This is a genomic window from Rickettsia endosymbiont of Gonocerus acuteangulatus (assembly GCF_964026435.1).
In the GTDB taxonomy this organism is placed as follows: Bacteria; Pseudomonadota; Alphaproteobacteria; order Rickettsiales; family Rickettsiaceae; genus Rickettsia.
On record NZ_OZ032147.1, the window covers coordinates 1,526,272 to 1,542,798 of the forward strand.

Genomic DNA, 16,527 nt, shown 5'->3' on the forward strand with positions numbered 1-16,527 from the left:
AATTACTCAAGATCGGCATTTTGAGCAAATAATAACTGATCTTAATAATTTAGAGGTTAATAATTGAGCAGGTACGTAAGAGTTTCATTTCAGAGATACAAAATATTTATGCAACTGAAAATCCTGAGATAGATAAGAATATAAAATATGTATGGGTTTTATCGGCAAGGCATTCTTATAAAAAGATGCCGATTGTTTCTCATGCTCAAAATATAGGTGCTATAGACAAAGAAGATGGCTATAATAGAATGAGACTCGGTATAGAAATTGCAAAAGAAGTAGCTGCTAAAAAGCTTGACAAGCAGATGTCAAACTTAACTTTTGAAGAACTAAAAGAATATGGACCGAAAATTTTATTTAATGGTGGGGAATATGATAATAGTTTATTAAAAGAAGCTCTTGATAAAAATATTATTAATGATTATCCTAAAGAAAATTTTTATATCTTCAATCTACCAAAAAATCAAGCCAATACCGGTGGACAGTTTAAAACTTTATATAAAGAACATGAGGACAGCAATATTGACCTAAATAATACTGAAATCGCTATTGTTACCCATGCTTATCATTTCCCTCGAGTGTATCGATATTTTGATAATAAGCCGAATTTTGATTTTTTCTATAATCACAATACTAAGCCTATAATTTTCTTAGTTGACAGAAAATTTGAAACTATAGGAGTAGATAACGAACTAAAACAAGAATTATCAAAATTACCTAGCTATATCGATAAAGGTTTTATTTCAGAAAAATATACTCTATAAACTGAAAATTCAAGGACTAAGTAGAACAAAACCTATAAATTTTCTGCCCAAATTTCATTGGGGGTTTTATAACCAAAAATCTTTCTTGGCATGTTATTTAAAATCTCAGCAATATTGTCAAGACCTCTTTGTGTAACGGTTGTAATATCTGTATTTTTAGGTAAAATTCTATGAATCATAGAATTCATTTTCTCCACTAGTGCTTTTTGTCTAGGGCGGTATGGATCACAAAAGAAAGTTTGAAACCCAGATAGTCTATAAGCAAGATGCCCTACAAACTCTTTGCCATTATCCATAGTAATAGTCTTTCTAACACTACTTGGCAGCGTTTTGATCTTTTTTAAAAACCCAGTGGTAACTGTTTTAGCTCTCTTGGAGTTATTCAGCACTAAAATAATCTTTTGACTCTTTTTATCCACCAGCACACCGATATTCATACTTTGATTACCTTTATGAAATGTAAGATCTGCCTCCAAATGCCCTACTTCTAGCTTTTGCATTGCTATTGCATCACGCTGATGTATTGAGATCCTTTGTGGTATAATGATCCTTTGATGCCTTGTCCCCCTTTCTTGCCTTTTATATCTTTTAGACGGTAAATAGCTATATAACTTTAATTTAGCTGCTACTGCAGAAGTGTAGACGAATCTATATATACTTTCTGTACTGATACAACAAGCTGTATTTTTGTCCAGTTTTAACTTTCCGACTATAGCATCCGGTGACCATTTCTTGTGAATCATAGCATTTTTGATATAATTTAACAAAATAGGTAACTTCTCTATTTTTAATAACTCTTGCTGATGCATCCTTTTTTTATATTGTTCCTGAGCAACACAAGGCATATACTTACCTTTTACTTTATTTCTTTTTAGCTCCATACTAATAGTGCTTTTAGATCTCGTAAGATGTTGTGCTATCTTGTTAATACTGACTCCTAGGTCATACATTCTTTTTATTTCATATCTCTCTTCGCGAGATAAGTGTCTATATTTTCTGTTCATCATTACCTATTTAAAATCTTATTATTTTAAATAAGTTTTGTTCTACTTACTTATAGTATTTTCAAACTAATAAAAATATATAAATTAAACATTGTATACAAGATGGAAACCGCTTTTCACCTTGTATACCCATTATTTAAAGCTTCTTTGGAAAGGAGTATGAAATACTACTTTTCAAAGAAAGGAAGTTTATTGATAGGGTAAGGAAATCTCACCCTTATATCACCCACTATATTAACTTCATATTTTTCATTTGTTTCTTCTTCTAAATCTTTTAATTGACCCAATATATTTTTATCATCTTGTTTTTGTTTAATATTATATTGATTAGAAACATATTCTGACATAATTAATATTTTTAAATTTTATCATGATTGACTATGGCGAAATAGTCATTGCAAGAAAGCATTGCCTGCGTAGATTCCCCCTGTCATCCCGTGATTTATGAACTAGAGCCGGTTAAAAATATTAATAATATTGATATTTTTATTTGTTTTCTGGATACCGTGGTCAAGCAACTAGATGATACAACAAAGAGATCTTAATTATTCTGTAACTCCAACATCACGACGTAATGCATCAACTTCATCAGAATCTTGTGAATTACTTATTTCCTCACCAGTTTCAGATAAAATCACCATAGAAGCATCAGCAAGCTTTTCAGCATCAGGCTTATCATCACCATGCTCACTTTCTGTTAATGAGTTAAGCTCTTTCTCAATAACTGCTATTGCTTCAGAACTTAATATAGGAGCTATAACCCCATCACTTTTATTTTCATCAGCTCTAACATCTCTAGCTATTTCATCTTTTGCTGTTGTTTTAATATTATCATTAATTTTCTATTTCAACATAACTTAACCTTTATTTGAATTAAAAAAATTTATATAAATTAGTATTTATATAAAAATAAACTTAATTTAAATTTATTTTTATGAATAAAATAGTTGCTGAGATTTCTCTATTATTTAAGGAAATACATATTATAGTATTATAAATAATTTGTTAATTACTTTATAAATTTTACTAAAGCACTGGGATTATTGATGAGAAAATGTATGGTCTGAATATTAATAAAAGTTAATTTAGTTGTAATATGTATTGTTAAAAATACAACATTATATGTAAGAAATACTGATATTTGAAGATTTTATGGGAAAACTAAGGATAAGAAGAACTCTTATCCTCAGCCAGTAGATGAAGTAGCTTTAAGCTTTATAAATCTTATATGATAATCGTTGCTTTGCTTCATGACACAATAGAAGATACTCATTTAACACATGAGGATATTAGCAAAATTTTTGATAAAGATATCGCAGATAATGTAGAACGCTTAACAAGAATTAAACCGCATGGAAAAATAAGCTCCGGTGAAATGTTAAATTTATTAATTCAAGAAAAAAAATATGATATAGCACTTATTAAAGTATTTGATCGTCTACATAATTTACAAACCATAAATGCTAAATCTCCTGACAAAGCTTTGAAAACAGTCAAAAACACTATAGAAAGCTTTTTACTCATAGCTGCATATCTTGAGATAAGAACGATAGAGCAGCAATTATTAAATGTGTGCGTTAATTTTATAGAACAAAATTTCCCTTCAAAAAGTGAACAGAGTAACTTACATAATACAACAACTTTTAAAAATTCTATTTTAGATTCTCAAAATGATTTAAATAATGAATTAAAATTTTAATGCATTATTTAAATCGTTTTTATACCTCCAATGTGCTGCTCCGCCACTTTCCGCATGATAATGCATATTTTCATCGCGTATCTGTATTTCTATTCTATATTGATCTTCAGTTATAATAACCGTATGTAAAGATTGGTAACCATTGGGTTTAGGATTATCAATATAATTTTTCAGCTTATCTTTTTCATACTCATATAAATTATGTACTATTTTTAAAGTTTTATAGCATTTTTCTTGATTTAATACCACTATCCTAATTGCGAAGATATCAGTTAATTGTTCTATTTTTATCCCCTTACGATATAATTTATATAAAATTGATACGGGATGTTTAATTCTACCTGTTATTTTAGCGGTAATATCATGTTTAGATAAATTATGACTTAAATGTTTAATAACTTTTTGAAACAACACTACCTCCTTAATTTATTAGCAGTAGCAAACCAATTTTTATAATTGCTATTATAAAGAAAAGTTGTAGAATTCAAGATTTGAGGTCATTTTCTCGCCCGATTTCAAAATAAAATTATTATTTATCTTATTATAAAGATTATAAGCTTTTGCTTAATTCAACCAATTAAAGACTAAAGGTTGAGAGGTGTATTATAATTAATTTAAAATTACTTGCAATATTAAATCTCAAGTAATTAAGCAAATAAATTTCAGCCTTAAACCAGTAACTAAAAAATTTTTATTTTTACCTCTTGAATTAATGAAAATAAAATATATATAGTATGTACATTTAAAATATTTATATAATTTGGAGGTTAGAATGTCTTTTAAACCATTATACGATAGAATTGCAATAAAGCCTATCGAACATGAGGGAAAAACTAAGGGTGGAATTATTATTCCAGATACTGCTAAAGAAAAACCAATGCAAGGTGAAGTCGTAGCAGTTGGCAAAGGCATTCGTAATGAAAAAGGCGAAGTGCATCCTTTAGAGTTAAAAGTAGGTGATAAAGTTCTATACGGTAAATGGGCTGGTACTGAAATTAAAGTCAACGGTGAAGATCTCATCGTAATGAAAGAAAGCGATGTATTTGGTATTATTAATTAATTGTTTTAAGGAGAATTTAAATATGGCAACAAAACTTATTAAACACGGCTCAAAAGCACGTGAGCAAATGCTAGAAGGTATTGATATTTTAGCTGATGCAGTAAAAGTTACTTTAGGTCCAAAAGGCAGAAATGTACTTATCGAGCAATCATTTGGTGCACCAAAAATTACTAAAGATGGTGTTACTGTTGCAAAATCTATTGAATTAAAAGACAAAATTAGAAATGCTGGTGCTCAATTATTAAAGTCAGCTGCTACTAAAGCTGCTGAAGTTGCAGGTGACGGAACAACTACCGCAACTGTTCTTGCTAGAGCTTTAGCACGTGAGGGTAACAAGCTTGTTGCTGCTGGTTATAATCCAATGGATTTAAAACGTGGTATGGATTTAGCAGTAAATACAGTATTAGAAGAAGTTAAAAAAGCTAGTAAAAAAATCGATAGCCAAGAAGAAATAGCACAAGTTGGTACTATATCCTCAAATGGTGATAAGGAAATCGGTGAGAAAATCGCTAAAGCAATGGAAGAAGTTGGCAAAGAAGGCGTAATAACTGTTGAAGAAGCAAAGAATTTCAGCTTTGATGTTGAAGTAGTTAAAGGTATGATGTTTGATAGAGGTTATTTATCACCATATTTTGTAACAAATTCTGAAAAAATGGTTGCTGAACTTGAAAATCCTTACATCTTATTATTTGAGAAAAAACTATCAAACTTACAACCAATGCTACCTATCCTTGAAGCGGTAGTACAATCTTCTCGTCCATTATTAATTATTGCTGAAGATGTTGAGGGTGAAGCTCTTGCAACTTTAGTAGTAAATAGATTACGTGGCGGTTTAAAGGTTGCAGCTGTAAAAGCTCCAGGCTTTGGTGATAGAAGAAAAGCAATGATGGAAGATATTGCTATCCTAACCAATGGTGAGCTTATAACCGAAGATCTAGGTATGAAGCTTGAAAATGTTAGCCTTAAAAGCTTAGGTCATGCAAAAAGAGTTACAATCTCTAAAGAAAATACTGTAATCGTTGACGGTAGCGGCGATAAGAAAAACATTGAAGAGAGAGTATTACAAATTAAATCACATATCGCTGAAACTACTTCGGATTATGATAAAGAGAAGCTACAAGAGCGTTTAGCTAAACTTTCTGGTGGTGTTGCTGTACTTAAAGTTGGCGGTGCTACTGAAGTTGAAGTAAAAGAGCGTAAAGATCGTGTTGAAGATGCACTTGCTGCAACACGTGCTGCTGTTGAAGAAGGCGTTGTTGCTGGTGGTGGCGTGACATTACTACATGCTTCACAAGCTTTAAAAAATCTGACAGTAGAAAATAAAGACCAACAAGCAGGTATTGAGTTAGTAATCGAAGCTTTAAAAGATCCAATAAAGCAAATCGTTGAAAATGCTGGCGAAAACGGTGGTGTAGTCGTTGGTAAATTACTAGAACATAAAGATAAGATTTTCGGCTTTAACGCTCAAAATATGCAATATGTTGATATGATTAAAGCAGGTATTATTGATCCGGCTAAAGTAGTGCGTACTGCTCTGCAAGATGCAGCATCTGTTGCTTCATTAATTATTACTACAGAAACATTAATCGTTGATGAGCCTGAAGATAAAGAAAATCCAATGCCAATGCGTGGCGGAATGGGTGGCATGGGCGGAATGGGTGGCATGGACTTCTAAACCTAATTGTGTCATTGCGAGGAATCGTAGACTACGAAGTAATCTCAAGATATAGTGCTAATCGTCATCTAGTTGCTTGTCCACGGGGTCATGTCATTCCCGCGGAGGCGGGAATCCAGCATAAAGTCTTGTCATACCGCAGCTTGTACCTAAGGTATCTTAGGACGCAGTTTGTAATGCAAGCCCCCGAAGGTACAAGCACCTAGGTGACACTAAAGTTACTGGATTCTTGCCGTTGCTGGGAATGACATAAGTGAGCCATGCAACAACAAACACACTATATTTTCTACTCTCCTACTAAAGGAATTTCTACCATTTCATACTCGGAAGCTGCTTTATTTACAGCTTCGTGATTTCCTAAGTGGTTAAATATAATCAACTTATTACCATTATTAGAATATATCTCATTAGTAAATAATCTATCATCTTGACCACAAACCTTTAATGTTATCAATGTATCACGATATTTTACGCCGTCTACTCCTTTGCTTCTCGTGGCTTCGCCCTTTTCTAAAGCTTTAGTAAACATATTATAAGATATCTTACCAAGCTTATCCTCTAATCTAGGATCAATTACGGCGTAAAGCTTTTTTTCTTCATTTATTTTTACAACATTTTCTGAATCTGAACTAAACTTACCCTCTCTAGTGTTCCAAGAAATCGGAGTTTTAATATTAAACAATTCTTGCATATGTTGGTTTTGCAGCTCTTCTTTTTTATGCCTAAAATAATTTTCAAGCTGCTTTTGATGTTTTACAAGAGCTTCGTATTCTTTAAAGCTTAACTTTGGTTCTTTAGGCAGCGATCTTACAAACGGCTCTTGTGGTATTATGTTAGAAACAGTAGAGGTAGATTTTTCTATTGCTTCCTTAGATTCTTCTATTTGCTTTTCTTCTAATACTAAATCTTCAGAAATCTTATTATCGTTAGAATGTTCTCGATAATTTAGTATATTTTGTATTGCTTTTCCTTCTGCTATTAATCGACCAAGTTGATTACTAGTTTCTAAGGATAAGTTAATAAAAGTAATCCCCGCCGCAAGCAGCGGGGTATTTTAGAAGAAAGCTAGCTGATGATCCTCATGCAGTTTCTGATATTCCTTGCCTTGGTTTTTTACGTATTTTCCTATCATATTCTCATTTCCATGCTTACCTACCGTACTCGTAAAATATCCATCAGTCCAAAATTCTCCACCCCATAATTGTTTCTTTACCTGTGGACACTGTCTAAATATTTGACGAACTGTAACACTTTTAATTGTTGTTACTATTTTTGTTACACTATAGGTTGGTACAGATTGTACCAAAAAATGGACATGATCTTCATCAACCCCTATTTCTAAAAATTTTATTTGATATCTCTTTTCTATCTCTAAACATATTTCTCGTAATACTTGATCAACTGATACGTCAAACACTGCTCGGCGATATTTTGCTGGAAATACCATGTGATACAGCAGTACCGTAACATTATGACTTTTATGTATATATTTGCTCATTCCGCCATATTACGCCGCAAGCGGCGGGGAATATACCCAAAAGAGATTAAAACTGGCATTATAGAATTTAGCTTGATAAGCCCTTGCAATAAACTTTAGCCAGTTCTTATCTGTAAGTGCTTCTATTTTAATATTTTCTAAAATTTTATCACTTTTTGCTAAATATTGGTCATTTTCACTATAGATAGTAAATTCCTTTTAAACTTAAAATATTATGATTACTAAGAATTGAAGAATATTTTTGATATGGTTTATCTAAAAATTTACAGCCGTTAATCCAATCATGTTGTTCAAAGTATAAAGTTAAATAACTCATTATTATATCAAAAAACCAAATATTATTATTTGTAGCTATTGCTTGATTTAATAGTTTATCATATATATTGTAGGTTATTTGATATTCTCCATTATTGATATGCTTTTGTGCTTGTATATCATAGTAAAAGTGAGTTTTTAAAAGATCACTTTTAAATTTATTAGGAGTTAGTTTATCAAAACCATATTGTAATAATTTATTATTAAATGCGGATATATTTTTTTGTGGTATTAAAAACTCTTTATAAGCATGGATTATTAGTAAAGATTTGAGTTCATTATCAGCTATTTTTTCTGCTTCAGTAATAGCTGCTTTTAAATTATGTAATCCTCCAACATAAATACTATATTTTTTTTCTATTATATTATCGTTAGGATTTATTAGCTCGGCTTTAGATAAATAGTCTAACGCTTTTGTAAAGTCAAAGTTAGAATGAAAATACTATAAGTAAGTAGAACAGAACCTATTTAAAATAATAAGATTTTAAATAGGTAATGATGAACAGAAAATATAGACACTTATCTCGAGAAGAGAGATATGAGATAAAAAGAATGTATGACCTAGGAGTCAGTATTAATAAGATAGCACAACATCTTACGAGGTCTAAAAGCACTATTAGTATGGAGCTAAAAAGAAATAAGGTAAAAGATAAGTATATGCCTTGTGTTGCTCAGGAAAAATATGAAAACAGGATGTATCAGCAAGAGTTATTAAAAATAGAAAAGAACCCTATGTTGTTAGATTATATTAAAAATGCTATGATTCGCAAGAAATGGTCGCCGGATGCTATAGCCGGAAAGTTAAAACTAGACAAAAATACAGCTTTGTGTATCAGTACAGAAAGTATATATAGATTTGTTTACACTTCTGCAGTAGCAGCTAAATTAAAGTTATATAGCTATTTACCTTCTAAAAGATATAAAAGGCAAGAAAGAGGGAAGAGGCGTCAAAGGATCATTATACCACAAAGGATCTCAATACATCAGCGTGATGCAATAGCTACGAAAAAGGTAGAAGTAGGGCATTTTGAGGCAGATCTTACATTTCATAAAGGTAATCAAAGTATGAATATTGGTGCACTGGGATAAAAAGAGTCAAAAGATTATTTTAGTGCTGAATAACTCCAAGAGAGCTACAACAGTTACCAATGGTTTTTTAAGAAAGATAAAAACTCTTCCAAATAGTGTGAGAAAGACTATTACTATGGATAATGGCAAAGAGTTTGTGGGGCATGTTGCCTATAGACTATCTGGGTTTCAAACTTTCTTTTGTGATCCATACCGCCCTAGACAAAAAGCATTAGTGGAAAAAATGAATTCTATGATTCATAGAATTTTACCTAAAAATACAGATATTACTACCGTTACACAAAGAGGTCTTGACAATGTTGCTGAGATTTTAAATAACATGCCAAGAAAGATTTTTGGTTATAAAACCCCCAATTGTCATTGTCAATTAAAAAGGGACCAGTAAATTGCACGAAAAAGGAACCACTATATTTAAAAATTTTTATGCCATATTACCTCCAGATTTATAGTTATTAATACGATAACTTTTACCTTTTATGTTTAGTATATGAGCATGATGTACCAATCGATCAATAATTGCATGAGTTAATACTTCATCAGCAAATATTTCATTCCATTTTTCAAAATCCTTGTTTGTGGTAATAATGGTAGATTTATTTTCATATCGTTTAGCAATAATATTAAAAAAGTCTTCTACTGAATGTTTTGGCAATTGCTTAAACCCGAGCTCATCAAGAATTAATAAATCAAACGATAGGAGTAATTTAACCTTTTTGTGATAACTATTATCTGCTCTTGCAATATGTAAATTATAAAGCATATCCGATACCGTAGTAAAATATACAGAGTATTCTCGTGTTAAAGCTTTTAATGCTAGCCCAATGGCAAGATGAGTTTTCCCAGTTCCTGAATCACCTATGAATATTACATTTCCCTTAGTATTAATATAATCACAAGTTGATAAATCACTTATTACTTTGGCATCAACACTTGGTTGGAAATTAAAATCAAAGTCTTCTAAATTTTTAGTTACCGGCAATTTAGCAGCACTTTTACGGCGACGGTAATTATTATCCTTACGGTTAGATTTTTCATCTTCACATAATAGTGATAGAAATTCTTTAAATCCTAGTTTATTATTTTGAGCATAAATAATCCTTTCATTTAAACTATTGACTATACCTGATAATCTAAAGCTTCGTAGGTCATTAAATAAGTTCTGCATTATTACCTCCAAACTCTGGTAATGGTAAGTTTACTGCATTACTATTTAAAATATTCTTAATTTTAGAGTAAGAACTTATACCATAATGTAGTGCTCTATGACAGGCTTTATCTATTAAGTCATCATTGTAAACCTTACGTAAAGAAATGATACCTCGTGCACAACGTTGCCAATCATTCACTCTTGTTTGTTGTAATGATTCTAATAATAAACTGCAATTATTCCCTATCTGCTGCATTTGTTGTTGATAATGTTCACTATATTCTATAAAACCTGGGCATAGACGTTTGTATTTAGCATAATGAGACGGATTAGTGGTAAATATCCCCTTGCCCTCTGTTCTAACGTGTCTTGCTATTAAATCATTTTGTATAGAAAATATTTGAACAAGTTTTGGGGACAATTGTACCATTACCTCACTGTATATATATTTTGCTGGTACAGAGTAATAATTATTATCTATGGTAATATGACAATCTTTTGCTACTTTTCGATTATGCCAAGATGACAAATCAAAAGTTTCTAATGGTAAAGGAATCAAACTACTTCTTTCCTCTTGCTCAAACAGTTCTCTAGGTATTCTCTTAGTAGTACCATGTATTCGGCTATTGGCCTTATTTAACCAATTTGCAAGACCATTTGTTAATTCTTCATATCTATCAAATTTACGACCAGCAAAAAAATTATTTTTAACGTATTTTATTCCCGACTCAACTTTGCCTTTTTCTTGCGGTTGATACACTCGACAAGGAGAAAGTAAAATTCCATAATGATCGGCTAAGCACTTATATTCCTTCTGATATACTGGCTCATAAAAATTGGCATCTACTACTCCAGCTTTAAGATTATCAAGTTTTATTACTTTTGGACTACCAGCAAAATAATTAAATGCATTGATATGACATTGAATCCATGTTTGACAACTTTGATCAAACACTACTTCATAATAATCAAGGCGACTATAGCTTAAACGCATATTAAATACATATGCTTTAACTCTACGCCCTTTAGAATTATACTGTAAGCCTATGTCACCAAAATCTACTTGTGCTTCCTCTCCTGCTAAAGTATGAAAACGAATGCAACTGTTATCCTTAATTTTATATTTTTTGATATAACGGGTCAAAGAAGTATAACTGCTTGTATAACCTTGATTTTTTAACTCCTCAAAAATTCTTATGTAACTCAGATTTTTTTCTAATAACTCAATTATTTTTTCGTGCCAAAAATCCAAAACTGAAGATCGTTCATAGATTGCTGGGGATTCTGTACCAGCCTCTACATAGCGGTTTATTATTTTTCGTACTGTTTTGCGGTCTGTTCTTGTTAGTTTGGCAATATTCCTTTGACTATTGCCTTGTTTATAAAGGGTGATAATTGTTGTATACATATTTATTCTTATCATTGTATCACTAGATATTTACTTGCTTAATTATCTAGTGAATATTGCACATTAACCTTATTAGGTCACACCAACTTCTCTGGTCCCTTTTTCGTGCAATTTACTGGTCCCTTTTATTTTAGCAATGACACCAATGAAATTTGGGCAGAAAATTTATAGGTTTTGTTCTACTTAGTCCTTGAATTTTTACCTCAAATGCAAATAATCATTATATTTTGACATATCCAAATCATAAACAAAGGACTTATTTGTAACATAATGTTCAAGCAGTCTAATTAATCCTTGTTTATGTTTGTCTAGGGTTTCCATGCTTAAACTTATCTCTGTTGTTTGCACATAAGGTTCAGTGCTGGTTATTTTCACATAGGCGATTATAATGTCTTTGACTGGATTCCCGCTTTCGCGTGAATGACAAATGTTAAAACCATTTTCGAGTATCATTAAACTTTCTATAATAAGCTGAGGTGAAAGTCCTAACTCTATTTCTTTTTTAGTTGGGATAGTACCAGTTTTATAATCTAATATAGTTATGCGGTTTGATTTATTGATTTCAATTCGGTCAGCTATACCAATTATTTTTATATTCTGTCCTGCTATATTTAAGTTCAGTTCTCCCTTAATTTCAAAATAAATTTTTTGACAATTTTTTCTGCGTTCCATATCAAATAGAATAAAAGCTTTACTCAGTAGTGTTAGTTTTATTTGCCAAGTTTTCTTTGTATATGTAGGTAGAATAGTGCTATGTAAAATATTATTGCCAATATTTAGCAAAGCCTGCTGTTTATCAAGCATATTTTGCTGGTCATAATTTTTAGAATACTCTTCTAAAACTTTATGAATAAAGTTCCCAAAATCTGATATTTTTGGCTCTTCCCATATCTTATCTTGAGTCCATAGCTTCAGGATTTTCTTAGCATAAAAACCATATGGATTTCTGATTAAAGTTTCTATATCAGTTACGGATAATATATTTGGGAAAAAAGTATTGTGTGCTGCTGGTTCTATGTCATTCCGCGTGTTTGTAGCGGAATCCAGAAATATAACTCCAGAGATACCGCGATCAAGTCGCGGTATGACACTTTTATTAAGGATGACATTTTGTAACTTCAAAAATAAATTACAAGGGGTGGATAATTTTCCAGCATATTTTTTTGCATTTAATATGATTACTTCTTCATTTTGTAATAACAAATCAAAGTAATTTGAATATATTTGGGGGTTAATTTCATCATAATCTATGTTCAATATTTGCTTTGCTTCTTTGCTTAAATAAGGGTGAGTAGTGGCGGCAGCATCCCAATTATCGCTATTAAAATGCGGTAATATAACTAAATCAAAACGGGATAAAGCAAGTTCTTCAGGTGAGCCGATAACTATCTTAGATTCAATATTTTTATAATATTTAATGCTAGAAAGTAATAGAGTAAAAATTTTAGGAAAATCTTTTATACTGACGTTTATACTACCGCTAAACTCTATTAAATTATTTAAAAATTCTAATAACTCAGCTCCTCCCTCTTTTTCCCAAATCTCTGGTAGAATCTCTTGAGCTATTTCTTTAGAAAGCACTAACATATCTTTGATAGTATAAGGCTTTGTAGCAAATAAAATATCCACTAAATTATAGCAATAAATTTTTAGTTCCTCACTATCAAATTGTAATTGTAGTAGATATTTTGGCGAAGATATAAAACGATTTTTACCTGATAATAATAATTCAAGTTTTTGAACATTAGTGCAGTTTATTAAAGGATTTTTAAGTAGTAAAAATAAAAGTTTCAAATCGAAATTATTACATAATATATTTATAATAGCTATTAATAAGCTACTTACATTTGTCAACTTTAGATCATTACCTATCAAATCTTCAAACACTATCCCATATTTATCTAAATAGTTACAATATATTCTTTTCAATTTGTCATTATTTATAACAATAGCTATTTTTTTATCTGCATTTTGCTGGCATATATGAGCTATCTGGTCAGCCTCTTCATAGATATCTGCTGGTTCGTAATAATATATATTATTGCGAACTAGCTTTATTTTATCATATTTGATTATTTGCAGTTCTTCTTCATATTTTTTAAAGAAAGAATCAGGCTTAAATATGCCGGCTAATATTACCTGTTTACGGCTGGTTTTAGTCTTTGCTATCTCTTCCAAAAGCAATTTTAATTTATAATTATTACTGCTTTGCTTTTCATTTTTTTGCCATTTTAAAAAACTATATTCTAAGAATTTATAAATATTCTGCCAATATTTTGAATTATTGTAAGTCTCAATTAATTTTATATCGACATTATTATTTACTAAATCAGCAAATAGCTTGTTTAAAATTCCGGCAGCTTTTAATGCTTCCTCAGAAGTAAAATCTAATTTTTTATATTCGGTAATTATTTTTGATATGGTAAATAATTCTTCCATTTTAGACATGTAATCTTCAGAAGAATCTTTTTTTGAAATAATGGCATTAAATGGGATAATAATAGGTAAATTCTGCACATTATAATTATCAGTCAAAAGCCCCTTTAACTCGGTGAAAGAACGACTATTCGGCAATATTATCTTGAGTTCTTTACGCAAATTTTCCTTACCAAATTTACTTATAATAAACTCAGCAAAATCCTGTAAAAAAGAAATATTAGAAATCATAAATATCGTTTTTATATTGAATATATCATATTTGAGGTCTAAAACAAATTTTATTAAAAAATCATATTTTATGGTAATTAACTCTTGATTATTAATTTTTGTTAACTATTATGAGAGAGATTATTAACTTAAATTAAGGAGCGGGGAATGCCAAATCCACTGGATAATATAAGACAAAATGCATTTAAATATGTAATGGAAAATAAACCAAGTGAATTATTTGAATTAATAGCTATGAATCCAGGTTTGATTAATGAAAGATCACGAGGGAATCAAGATACATTATTTATGAGAGCTTGCAAATATCTTCATAAAGATATTATAGAAATATTAATAAAAGTAATCCCCGCCGCAAGCAGCGGGGTATTTTAGAAGAAAGCTAGCTGATGATCCTCATGCAGTTTCTGATATTCCTTGCCTTGGTTTTTTACGTATTTTCCTATCATATTCTCATTTCCATGCTTACCTACCGTACTCGTAAAATATCCATCAGTCCAAAATTCTCCACCCCATAATTGTTTCTTTACCTGTGGACACTGTCTAAATATTTGACGAGCTGTAACACTTTTAATTGTTGTTACTATTTTTGTTACGCTATAGGTTGGTACAGATTGTACCAAAAAATGGACATGATCTTCATCAACCCCTATTTCTAAAAATTTTATTTGATATCTCTTTTCTATCTCTAAACATATTTCTCGTAATACTTGATCAACTGATACGTCAAACACTGCTCGGCGATATTTTGCTGGAAATACCATGTGATACAGCAGTACCGTAACATTATGACTTTTATGTATATATTTGCTCATTCCGCCATATTACGCCGCAAGCGGCGGGGAATATACCCAAAAGAGATTAAATGAAGGAGCTAGCACTACCGATGTAAACCCGCATGGAAATAATGCTACAAAACTTACGCTATGTTTGGTTCTAAATATCGTAAAGATGGAGAACGCAGCTGTTGTTGCATATAGTCATCTAAAAGCCCTAACTTTATTTGGTAAACCGTTTTACCGATTGTATTTGCAGTCCTTTTGAGAAATGCCCAAACTAAAAATGCCCAACTAATATGATTACGTTGAATACGCTGTTTCCTGCATTGACAACGTTCTATCCCAGTAAGTTGCTTGATTTCTCTGTGCATGCTCTCAATTACCCTGAAAATGCAAGGACTAAGTAGAACAAAACCTATAAATTTTCTGCCCAAATTTCATTGGGGGTTTTATAACCAAAAATCTTTCTTGGCATGTTATTTAAAATCTCAGCAACATTGTCAAGACCTCTTTGTGTAACGGTAGTAATATCTGTATTTTTAGGTAAAATTCTATGAATCATAGAATTCATTTTTTCCACTAATGCTTTTTGTCTAGGGCGGTATGGATCACAAAAGAAAGTTTGAAACCCAGATAGTCTATAGGCAACATGCCCCACAAACTCTTTGCCATTATCCATAGTAATAGTCTTTCTCACACTATTTGGAAGAGTTTTTATCTTTCTTAAAAAACCATTGGTAACTGTTGTAGCTCTCTTGGAGTTATTCAGCACTAAAATAATCTTTTGACTCTTTTTATCCACCAGTGCACCAATATTCATACTTTGATTACCTTTATGAAATGTAAGATCTGCCTCAAAATTCCCTACTTCTACCTTTTTCGTAGCTATTGCATCACGCTGATGTATTGAGATCCTTTGTGGTATAATGATCCTTTGACGCCTCTTCCCTCTTTCTTGCCTTTTATATCTTTTAGAAGGTAAATAGCTATATAACTTTAATTTAGCTGCTACTGCAGAAGTGTAAACAAATCTATATATACTTTCTGTACTGATACACAAAGCTGTATTTTTGTCTAGTTTTAACTTTCCGGCTATAGCATCCGGCGACCATTTCTTGCGAATCATAGCATTTTTAATATAATCTAACAACATAGGGTTCTTTTCTATTTTTAATAACTCTTGCTGATACATCCTGTTTTCATATTTTTCCTGAGCAACACAAGGCATATACTTATCTTTTACCTTATTTCTTTTTAGCTCCATACTAATAGTGCTTTTAGACCTCGTAAGATGTTGTGCTATCTTATTAATACTGACTCCTAGGTCATACATTCTTTTTATCTCATATCTCTCTTCTCGAGATAAGTGTCTATATTTTCTGTTCATCATTACCTATTTAAAATCTTATTATTTTAAATAGGTTC

20 protein-coding genes and 1 pseudogene are annotated in these 16,527 nt (G+C 31.0%); 10 read left to right on the plus strand and 11 right to left on the minus strand.

Features of this window, described 5'->3' with window-relative positions; all coding sequences use genetic code 11:
- Window positions 1–305 precede the first annotated feature (305 nt).
- Both AAGD55_RS09450 and AAGD55_RS09455 read left to right on the plus strand, forming a co-directional pair.
- Window positions 306–531: pseudogene (locus AAGD55_RS09450) on the plus strand (hypothetical protein).
- Window positions 532–578: 47 nt separating this feature from the next.
- Window positions 579–764 carry a hypothetical protein gene (locus AAGD55_RS09455; protein WP_341791278.1) on the plus strand — a complete coding sequence of 62 codons (186 nt, stop codon included), beginning with the start codon at window positions 579–581 and terminating at the stop codon, window positions 762–764.
- A 32-nt stretch (window positions 765–796) separates the two neighbouring features.
- On the opposite strand, the gene AAGD55_RS09460 is transcribed toward AAGD55_RS09455, so the two are convergent.
- Together AAGD55_RS09460 and AAGD55_RS09465 are read right to left on the minus strand one after the other, a co-directional pair.
- On the minus strand, window positions 797–1,771 hold the full coding sequence (locus AAGD55_RS09460) for an IS30 family transposase (protein ID WP_341791279.1): 975 nt from the start codon (window positions 1,769–1,771) through the stop codon (window positions 797–799).
- Window positions 1,772–1,935: 164 nt separating this feature from the next.
- Window positions 1,936–2,115: a hypothetical protein gene (locus AAGD55_RS09465; RefSeq protein WP_341791280.1), complete on the minus strand. Its 180-nt coding sequence runs from the start codon at window positions 2,113–2,115 to the stop codon at window positions 1,936–1,938.
- Window positions 2,116–2,290: 175 nt separating this feature from the next.
- On the opposite strand from AAGD55_RS09465, the gene AAGD55_RS09470 reads away from it, so the two are divergent.
- Complete coding sequence (locus AAGD55_RS09470) at window positions 2,291–2,629, plus strand: hypothetical protein (RefSeq protein ID WP_341791281.1); 339 nt, start codon at window positions 2,291–2,293, stop codon at window positions 2,627–2,629.
- Between the two features lie 367 nt (window positions 2,630–2,996).
- Window positions 2,997–3,467 carry an HD domain-containing protein gene (locus tag AAGD55_RS09475; protein ID WP_410526103.1) on the plus strand — a complete coding sequence of 157 codons (471 nt, stop codon included), beginning with the start codon at window positions 2,997–2,999 and terminating at the stop codon, window positions 3,465–3,467.
- Here AAGD55_RS09475 and AAGD55_RS09480 read toward each other — a convergent pair.
- A complete protein-coding gene (locus AAGD55_RS09480; RefSeq protein ID WP_341792579.1) occupies window positions 3,456–3,878 on the minus strand; it encodes a bifunctional (p)ppGpp synthetase/guanosine-3',5'-bis(diphosphate) 3'-pyrophosphohydrolase in 423 nt (140 codons plus the stop codon). The genes AAGD55_RS09475 and AAGD55_RS09480 overlap by 12 nt on opposite strands.
- A gap of 361 nt (window positions 3,879–4,239) precedes the next feature.
- On the opposite strand from AAGD55_RS09480, the gene AAGD55_RS09485 reads away from it, so the two are divergent.
- Entirely contained in the window at window positions 4,240–4,527 is a 288-nt protein-coding gene (locus AAGD55_RS09485; protein ID WP_341791282.1) for a co-chaperone GroES, read from the plus strand.
- A gap of 22 nt (window positions 4,528–4,549) precedes the next feature.
- Complete coding sequence (groL, locus tag AAGD55_RS09490; protein ID WP_341791283.1) at window positions 4,550–6,202, plus strand: chaperonin GroEL; 1,653 nt, start codon at window positions 4,550–4,552, stop codon at window positions 6,200–6,202.
- Window positions 6,203–6,488: 286 nt separating this feature from the next.
- On the opposite strand, the gene AAGD55_RS09495 is transcribed toward groL, so the two are convergent.
- Together AAGD55_RS09495 and tnpA (AAGD55_RS09500) are read right to left on the minus strand one after the other, a co-directional pair.
- Complete coding sequence (locus AAGD55_RS09495) at window positions 6,489–6,893, minus strand: hypothetical protein (RefSeq protein ID WP_341791284.1); 405 nt, start codon at window positions 6,891–6,893, stop codon at window positions 6,489–6,491.
- A 363-nt stretch (window positions 6,894–7,256) separates the two neighbouring features.
- Complete coding sequence (gene tnpA, locus AAGD55_RS09500) at window positions 7,257–7,700, minus strand: IS200/IS605 family transposase (RefSeq protein WP_341791285.1); 444 nt, start codon at window positions 7,698–7,700, stop codon at window positions 7,257–7,259.
- Here tnpA (AAGD55_RS09500) and AAGD55_RS09505 point away from each other — a divergent pair.
- From AAGD55_RS09505 to AAGD55_RS09515, 3 genes are all read left to right on the plus strand, one after another.
- Entirely contained in the window at window positions 7,674–7,799 is a 126-nt protein-coding gene (locus AAGD55_RS09505) for a hypothetical protein (RefSeq protein WP_341792613.1), read from the plus strand. The genes tnpA (AAGD55_RS09500) and AAGD55_RS09505 overlap by 27 nt on opposite strands.
- 711 nt (window positions 7,800–8,510) lie before the next feature.
- Complete coding sequence (locus AAGD55_RS09510) at window positions 8,511–9,104, plus strand: IS30 family transposase (protein WP_341791286.1); 594 nt, start codon at window positions 8,511–8,513, stop codon at window positions 9,102–9,104.
- Window positions 9,091–9,489, plus strand: coding sequence for an IS30 family transposase (locus tag AAGD55_RS09515; protein ID WP_341791287.1), 399 nt, complete (start codon window positions 9,091–9,093; stop codon window positions 9,487–9,489). The genes AAGD55_RS09510 and AAGD55_RS09515 overlap by 14 nt, the downstream gene beginning before the upstream one ends.
- A gap of 36 nt (window positions 9,490–9,525) precedes the next feature.
- Here the strand turns inward: AAGD55_RS09515 and istB are convergent, their stop codons facing one another.
- From istB to AAGD55_RS09530, 3 genes are all read right to left on the minus strand, one after another.
- Window positions 9,526–10,269 (minus strand): IS21-like element helper ATPase IstB, encoded by a 744-nt coding sequence (gene istB / locus AAGD55_RS09520; RefSeq protein WP_341791289.1) that lies wholly within the window; start codon window positions 10,267–10,269, stop codon window positions 9,526–9,528.
- A complete protein-coding gene (istA, locus tag AAGD55_RS09525) occupies window positions 10,253–11,659 on the minus strand; it encodes an IS21 family transposase (protein WP_341790850.1) in 1,407 nt (468 codons plus the stop codon). The genes istB and istA overlap by 17 nt, the downstream gene beginning before the upstream one ends.
- A gap of 198 nt (window positions 11,660–11,857) precedes the next feature.
- Complete coding sequence (locus AAGD55_RS09530) at window positions 11,858–14,326, minus strand: RecB family exonuclease (protein ID WP_341791290.1); 2,469 nt, start codon at window positions 14,324–14,326, stop codon at window positions 11,858–11,860.
- A gap of 147 nt (window positions 14,327–14,473) precedes the next feature.
- Here AAGD55_RS09530 and AAGD55_RS09535 point away from each other — a divergent pair, with 147 nt between their 5' ends.
- On the plus strand, window positions 14,474–14,698 hold the full coding sequence (locus AAGD55_RS09535; protein WP_341791291.1) for a hypothetical protein: 225 nt from the start codon (window positions 14,474–14,476) through the stop codon (window positions 14,696–14,698).
- On the opposite strand, the gene tnpA (AAGD55_RS09540) is transcribed toward AAGD55_RS09535, so the two are convergent.
- The 3 genes from tnpA (AAGD55_RS09540) to AAGD55_RS09550 form a co-directional block, all read right to left on the minus strand.
- Window positions 14,695–15,138 carry an IS200/IS605 family transposase gene (gene tnpA / locus AAGD55_RS09540; RefSeq protein WP_341790826.1) on the minus strand — a complete coding sequence of 148 codons (444 nt, stop codon included), beginning with the start codon at window positions 15,136–15,138 and terminating at the stop codon, window positions 14,695–14,697. The genes AAGD55_RS09535 and tnpA (AAGD55_RS09540) overlap by 4 nt on opposite strands.
- A gap of 104 nt (window positions 15,139–15,242) precedes the next feature.
- Window positions 15,243–15,536, minus strand: a complete 294-nt coding sequence (locus AAGD55_RS09545; RefSeq protein WP_341791292.1) for a hypothetical protein — start codon at window positions 15,534–15,536, stop codon at window positions 15,243–15,245.
- On the minus strand, window positions 15,518–16,492 hold the full coding sequence (locus tag AAGD55_RS09550) for an IS30 family transposase (protein WP_341791293.1): 975 nt from the start codon (window positions 16,490–16,492) through the stop codon (window positions 15,518–15,520). The genes AAGD55_RS09545 and AAGD55_RS09550 overlap by 19 nt, the downstream gene beginning before the upstream one ends.
- Between the last annotated feature and the right edge of the window lie 35 nt (window positions 16,493–16,527).

What these genes read in the sequence shown, in the direction of transcription:
- AAGD55_RS09460 (WP_341791279.1), bottom strand. Translation starts at nt 1,771, where the DNA reads ATGATGAACAGAAAATATAGACACTTATCTCGCGAAGAGAGATATGAA.
- AAGD55_RS09465 (WP_341791280.1), bottom strand. Translation starts at nt 2,115, where the DNA reads ATGTCAGAATATGTTTCTAATCAATATAATATTAAACAAAAACAAGAT.
- AAGD55_RS09470 (WP_341791281.1), top strand. Translation starts at nt 2,291, where the DNA reads ATGATACAACAAAGAGATCTTAATTATTCTGTAACTCCAACATCACGA.
- AAGD55_RS09475 (WP_410526103.1), top strand. Translation starts at nt 2,997, where the DNA reads ATGATAATCGTTGCTTTGCTTCATGACACAATAGAAGATACTCATTTA.
- AAGD55_RS09485 (WP_341791282.1), top strand. Translation starts at nt 4,240, where the DNA reads ATGTCTTTTAAACCATTATACGATAGAATTGCAATAAAGCCTATCGAA.
- groL (WP_341791283.1), top strand. Translation starts at nt 4,550, where the DNA reads ATGGCAACAAAACTTATTAAACACGGCTCAAAAGCACGTGAGCAAATG.
- AAGD55_RS09495 (WP_341791284.1), bottom strand. Translation starts at nt 6,893, where the DNA reads ATGCAAGAATTGTTTAATATTAAAACTCCGATTTCTTGGAACACTAGA.
- AAGD55_RS09505 (WP_341792613.1), top strand. Translation starts at nt 7,674, where the DNA reads ATGACTTTTATGTATATATTTGCTCATTCCGCCATATTACGCCGCAAG.
- tnpA (WP_341791285.1), bottom strand. Translation starts at nt 7,700, where the DNA reads ATGAGCAAATATATACATAAAAGTCATAATGTTACGGTACTGCTGTAT.
- AAGD55_RS09510 (WP_341791286.1), top strand. Translation starts at nt 8,511, where the DNA reads ATGATGAACAGAAAATATAGACACTTATCTCGAGAAGAGAGATATGAG.
- istB (WP_341791289.1), bottom strand. Translation starts at nt 10,269, where the DNA reads ATGCAGAACTTATTTAATGACCTACGAAGCTTTAGATTATCAGGTATA.
- istA (WP_341790850.1), bottom strand. Translation starts at nt 11,659, where the DNA reads ATGTATACAACAATTATCACCCTTTATAAACAAGGCAATAGTCAAAGG.
- AAGD55_RS09530 (WP_341791290.1), bottom strand. Translation starts at nt 14,326, where the DNA reads ATGATTTCTAATATTTCTTTTTTACAGGATTTTGCTGAGTTTATTATA.
- AAGD55_RS09535 (WP_341791291.1), top strand. Translation starts at nt 14,474, where the DNA reads ATGCCAAATCCACTGGATAATATAAGACAAAATGCATTTAAATATGTA.
- tnpA (WP_341790826.1), bottom strand. Translation starts at nt 15,138, where the DNA reads ATGAGCAAATATATACATAAAAGTCATAATGTTACGGTACTGCTGTAT.
- AAGD55_RS09550 (WP_341791293.1), bottom strand. Translation starts at nt 16,492, where the DNA reads ATGATGAACAGAAAATATAGACACTTATCTCGAGAAGAGAGATATGAG.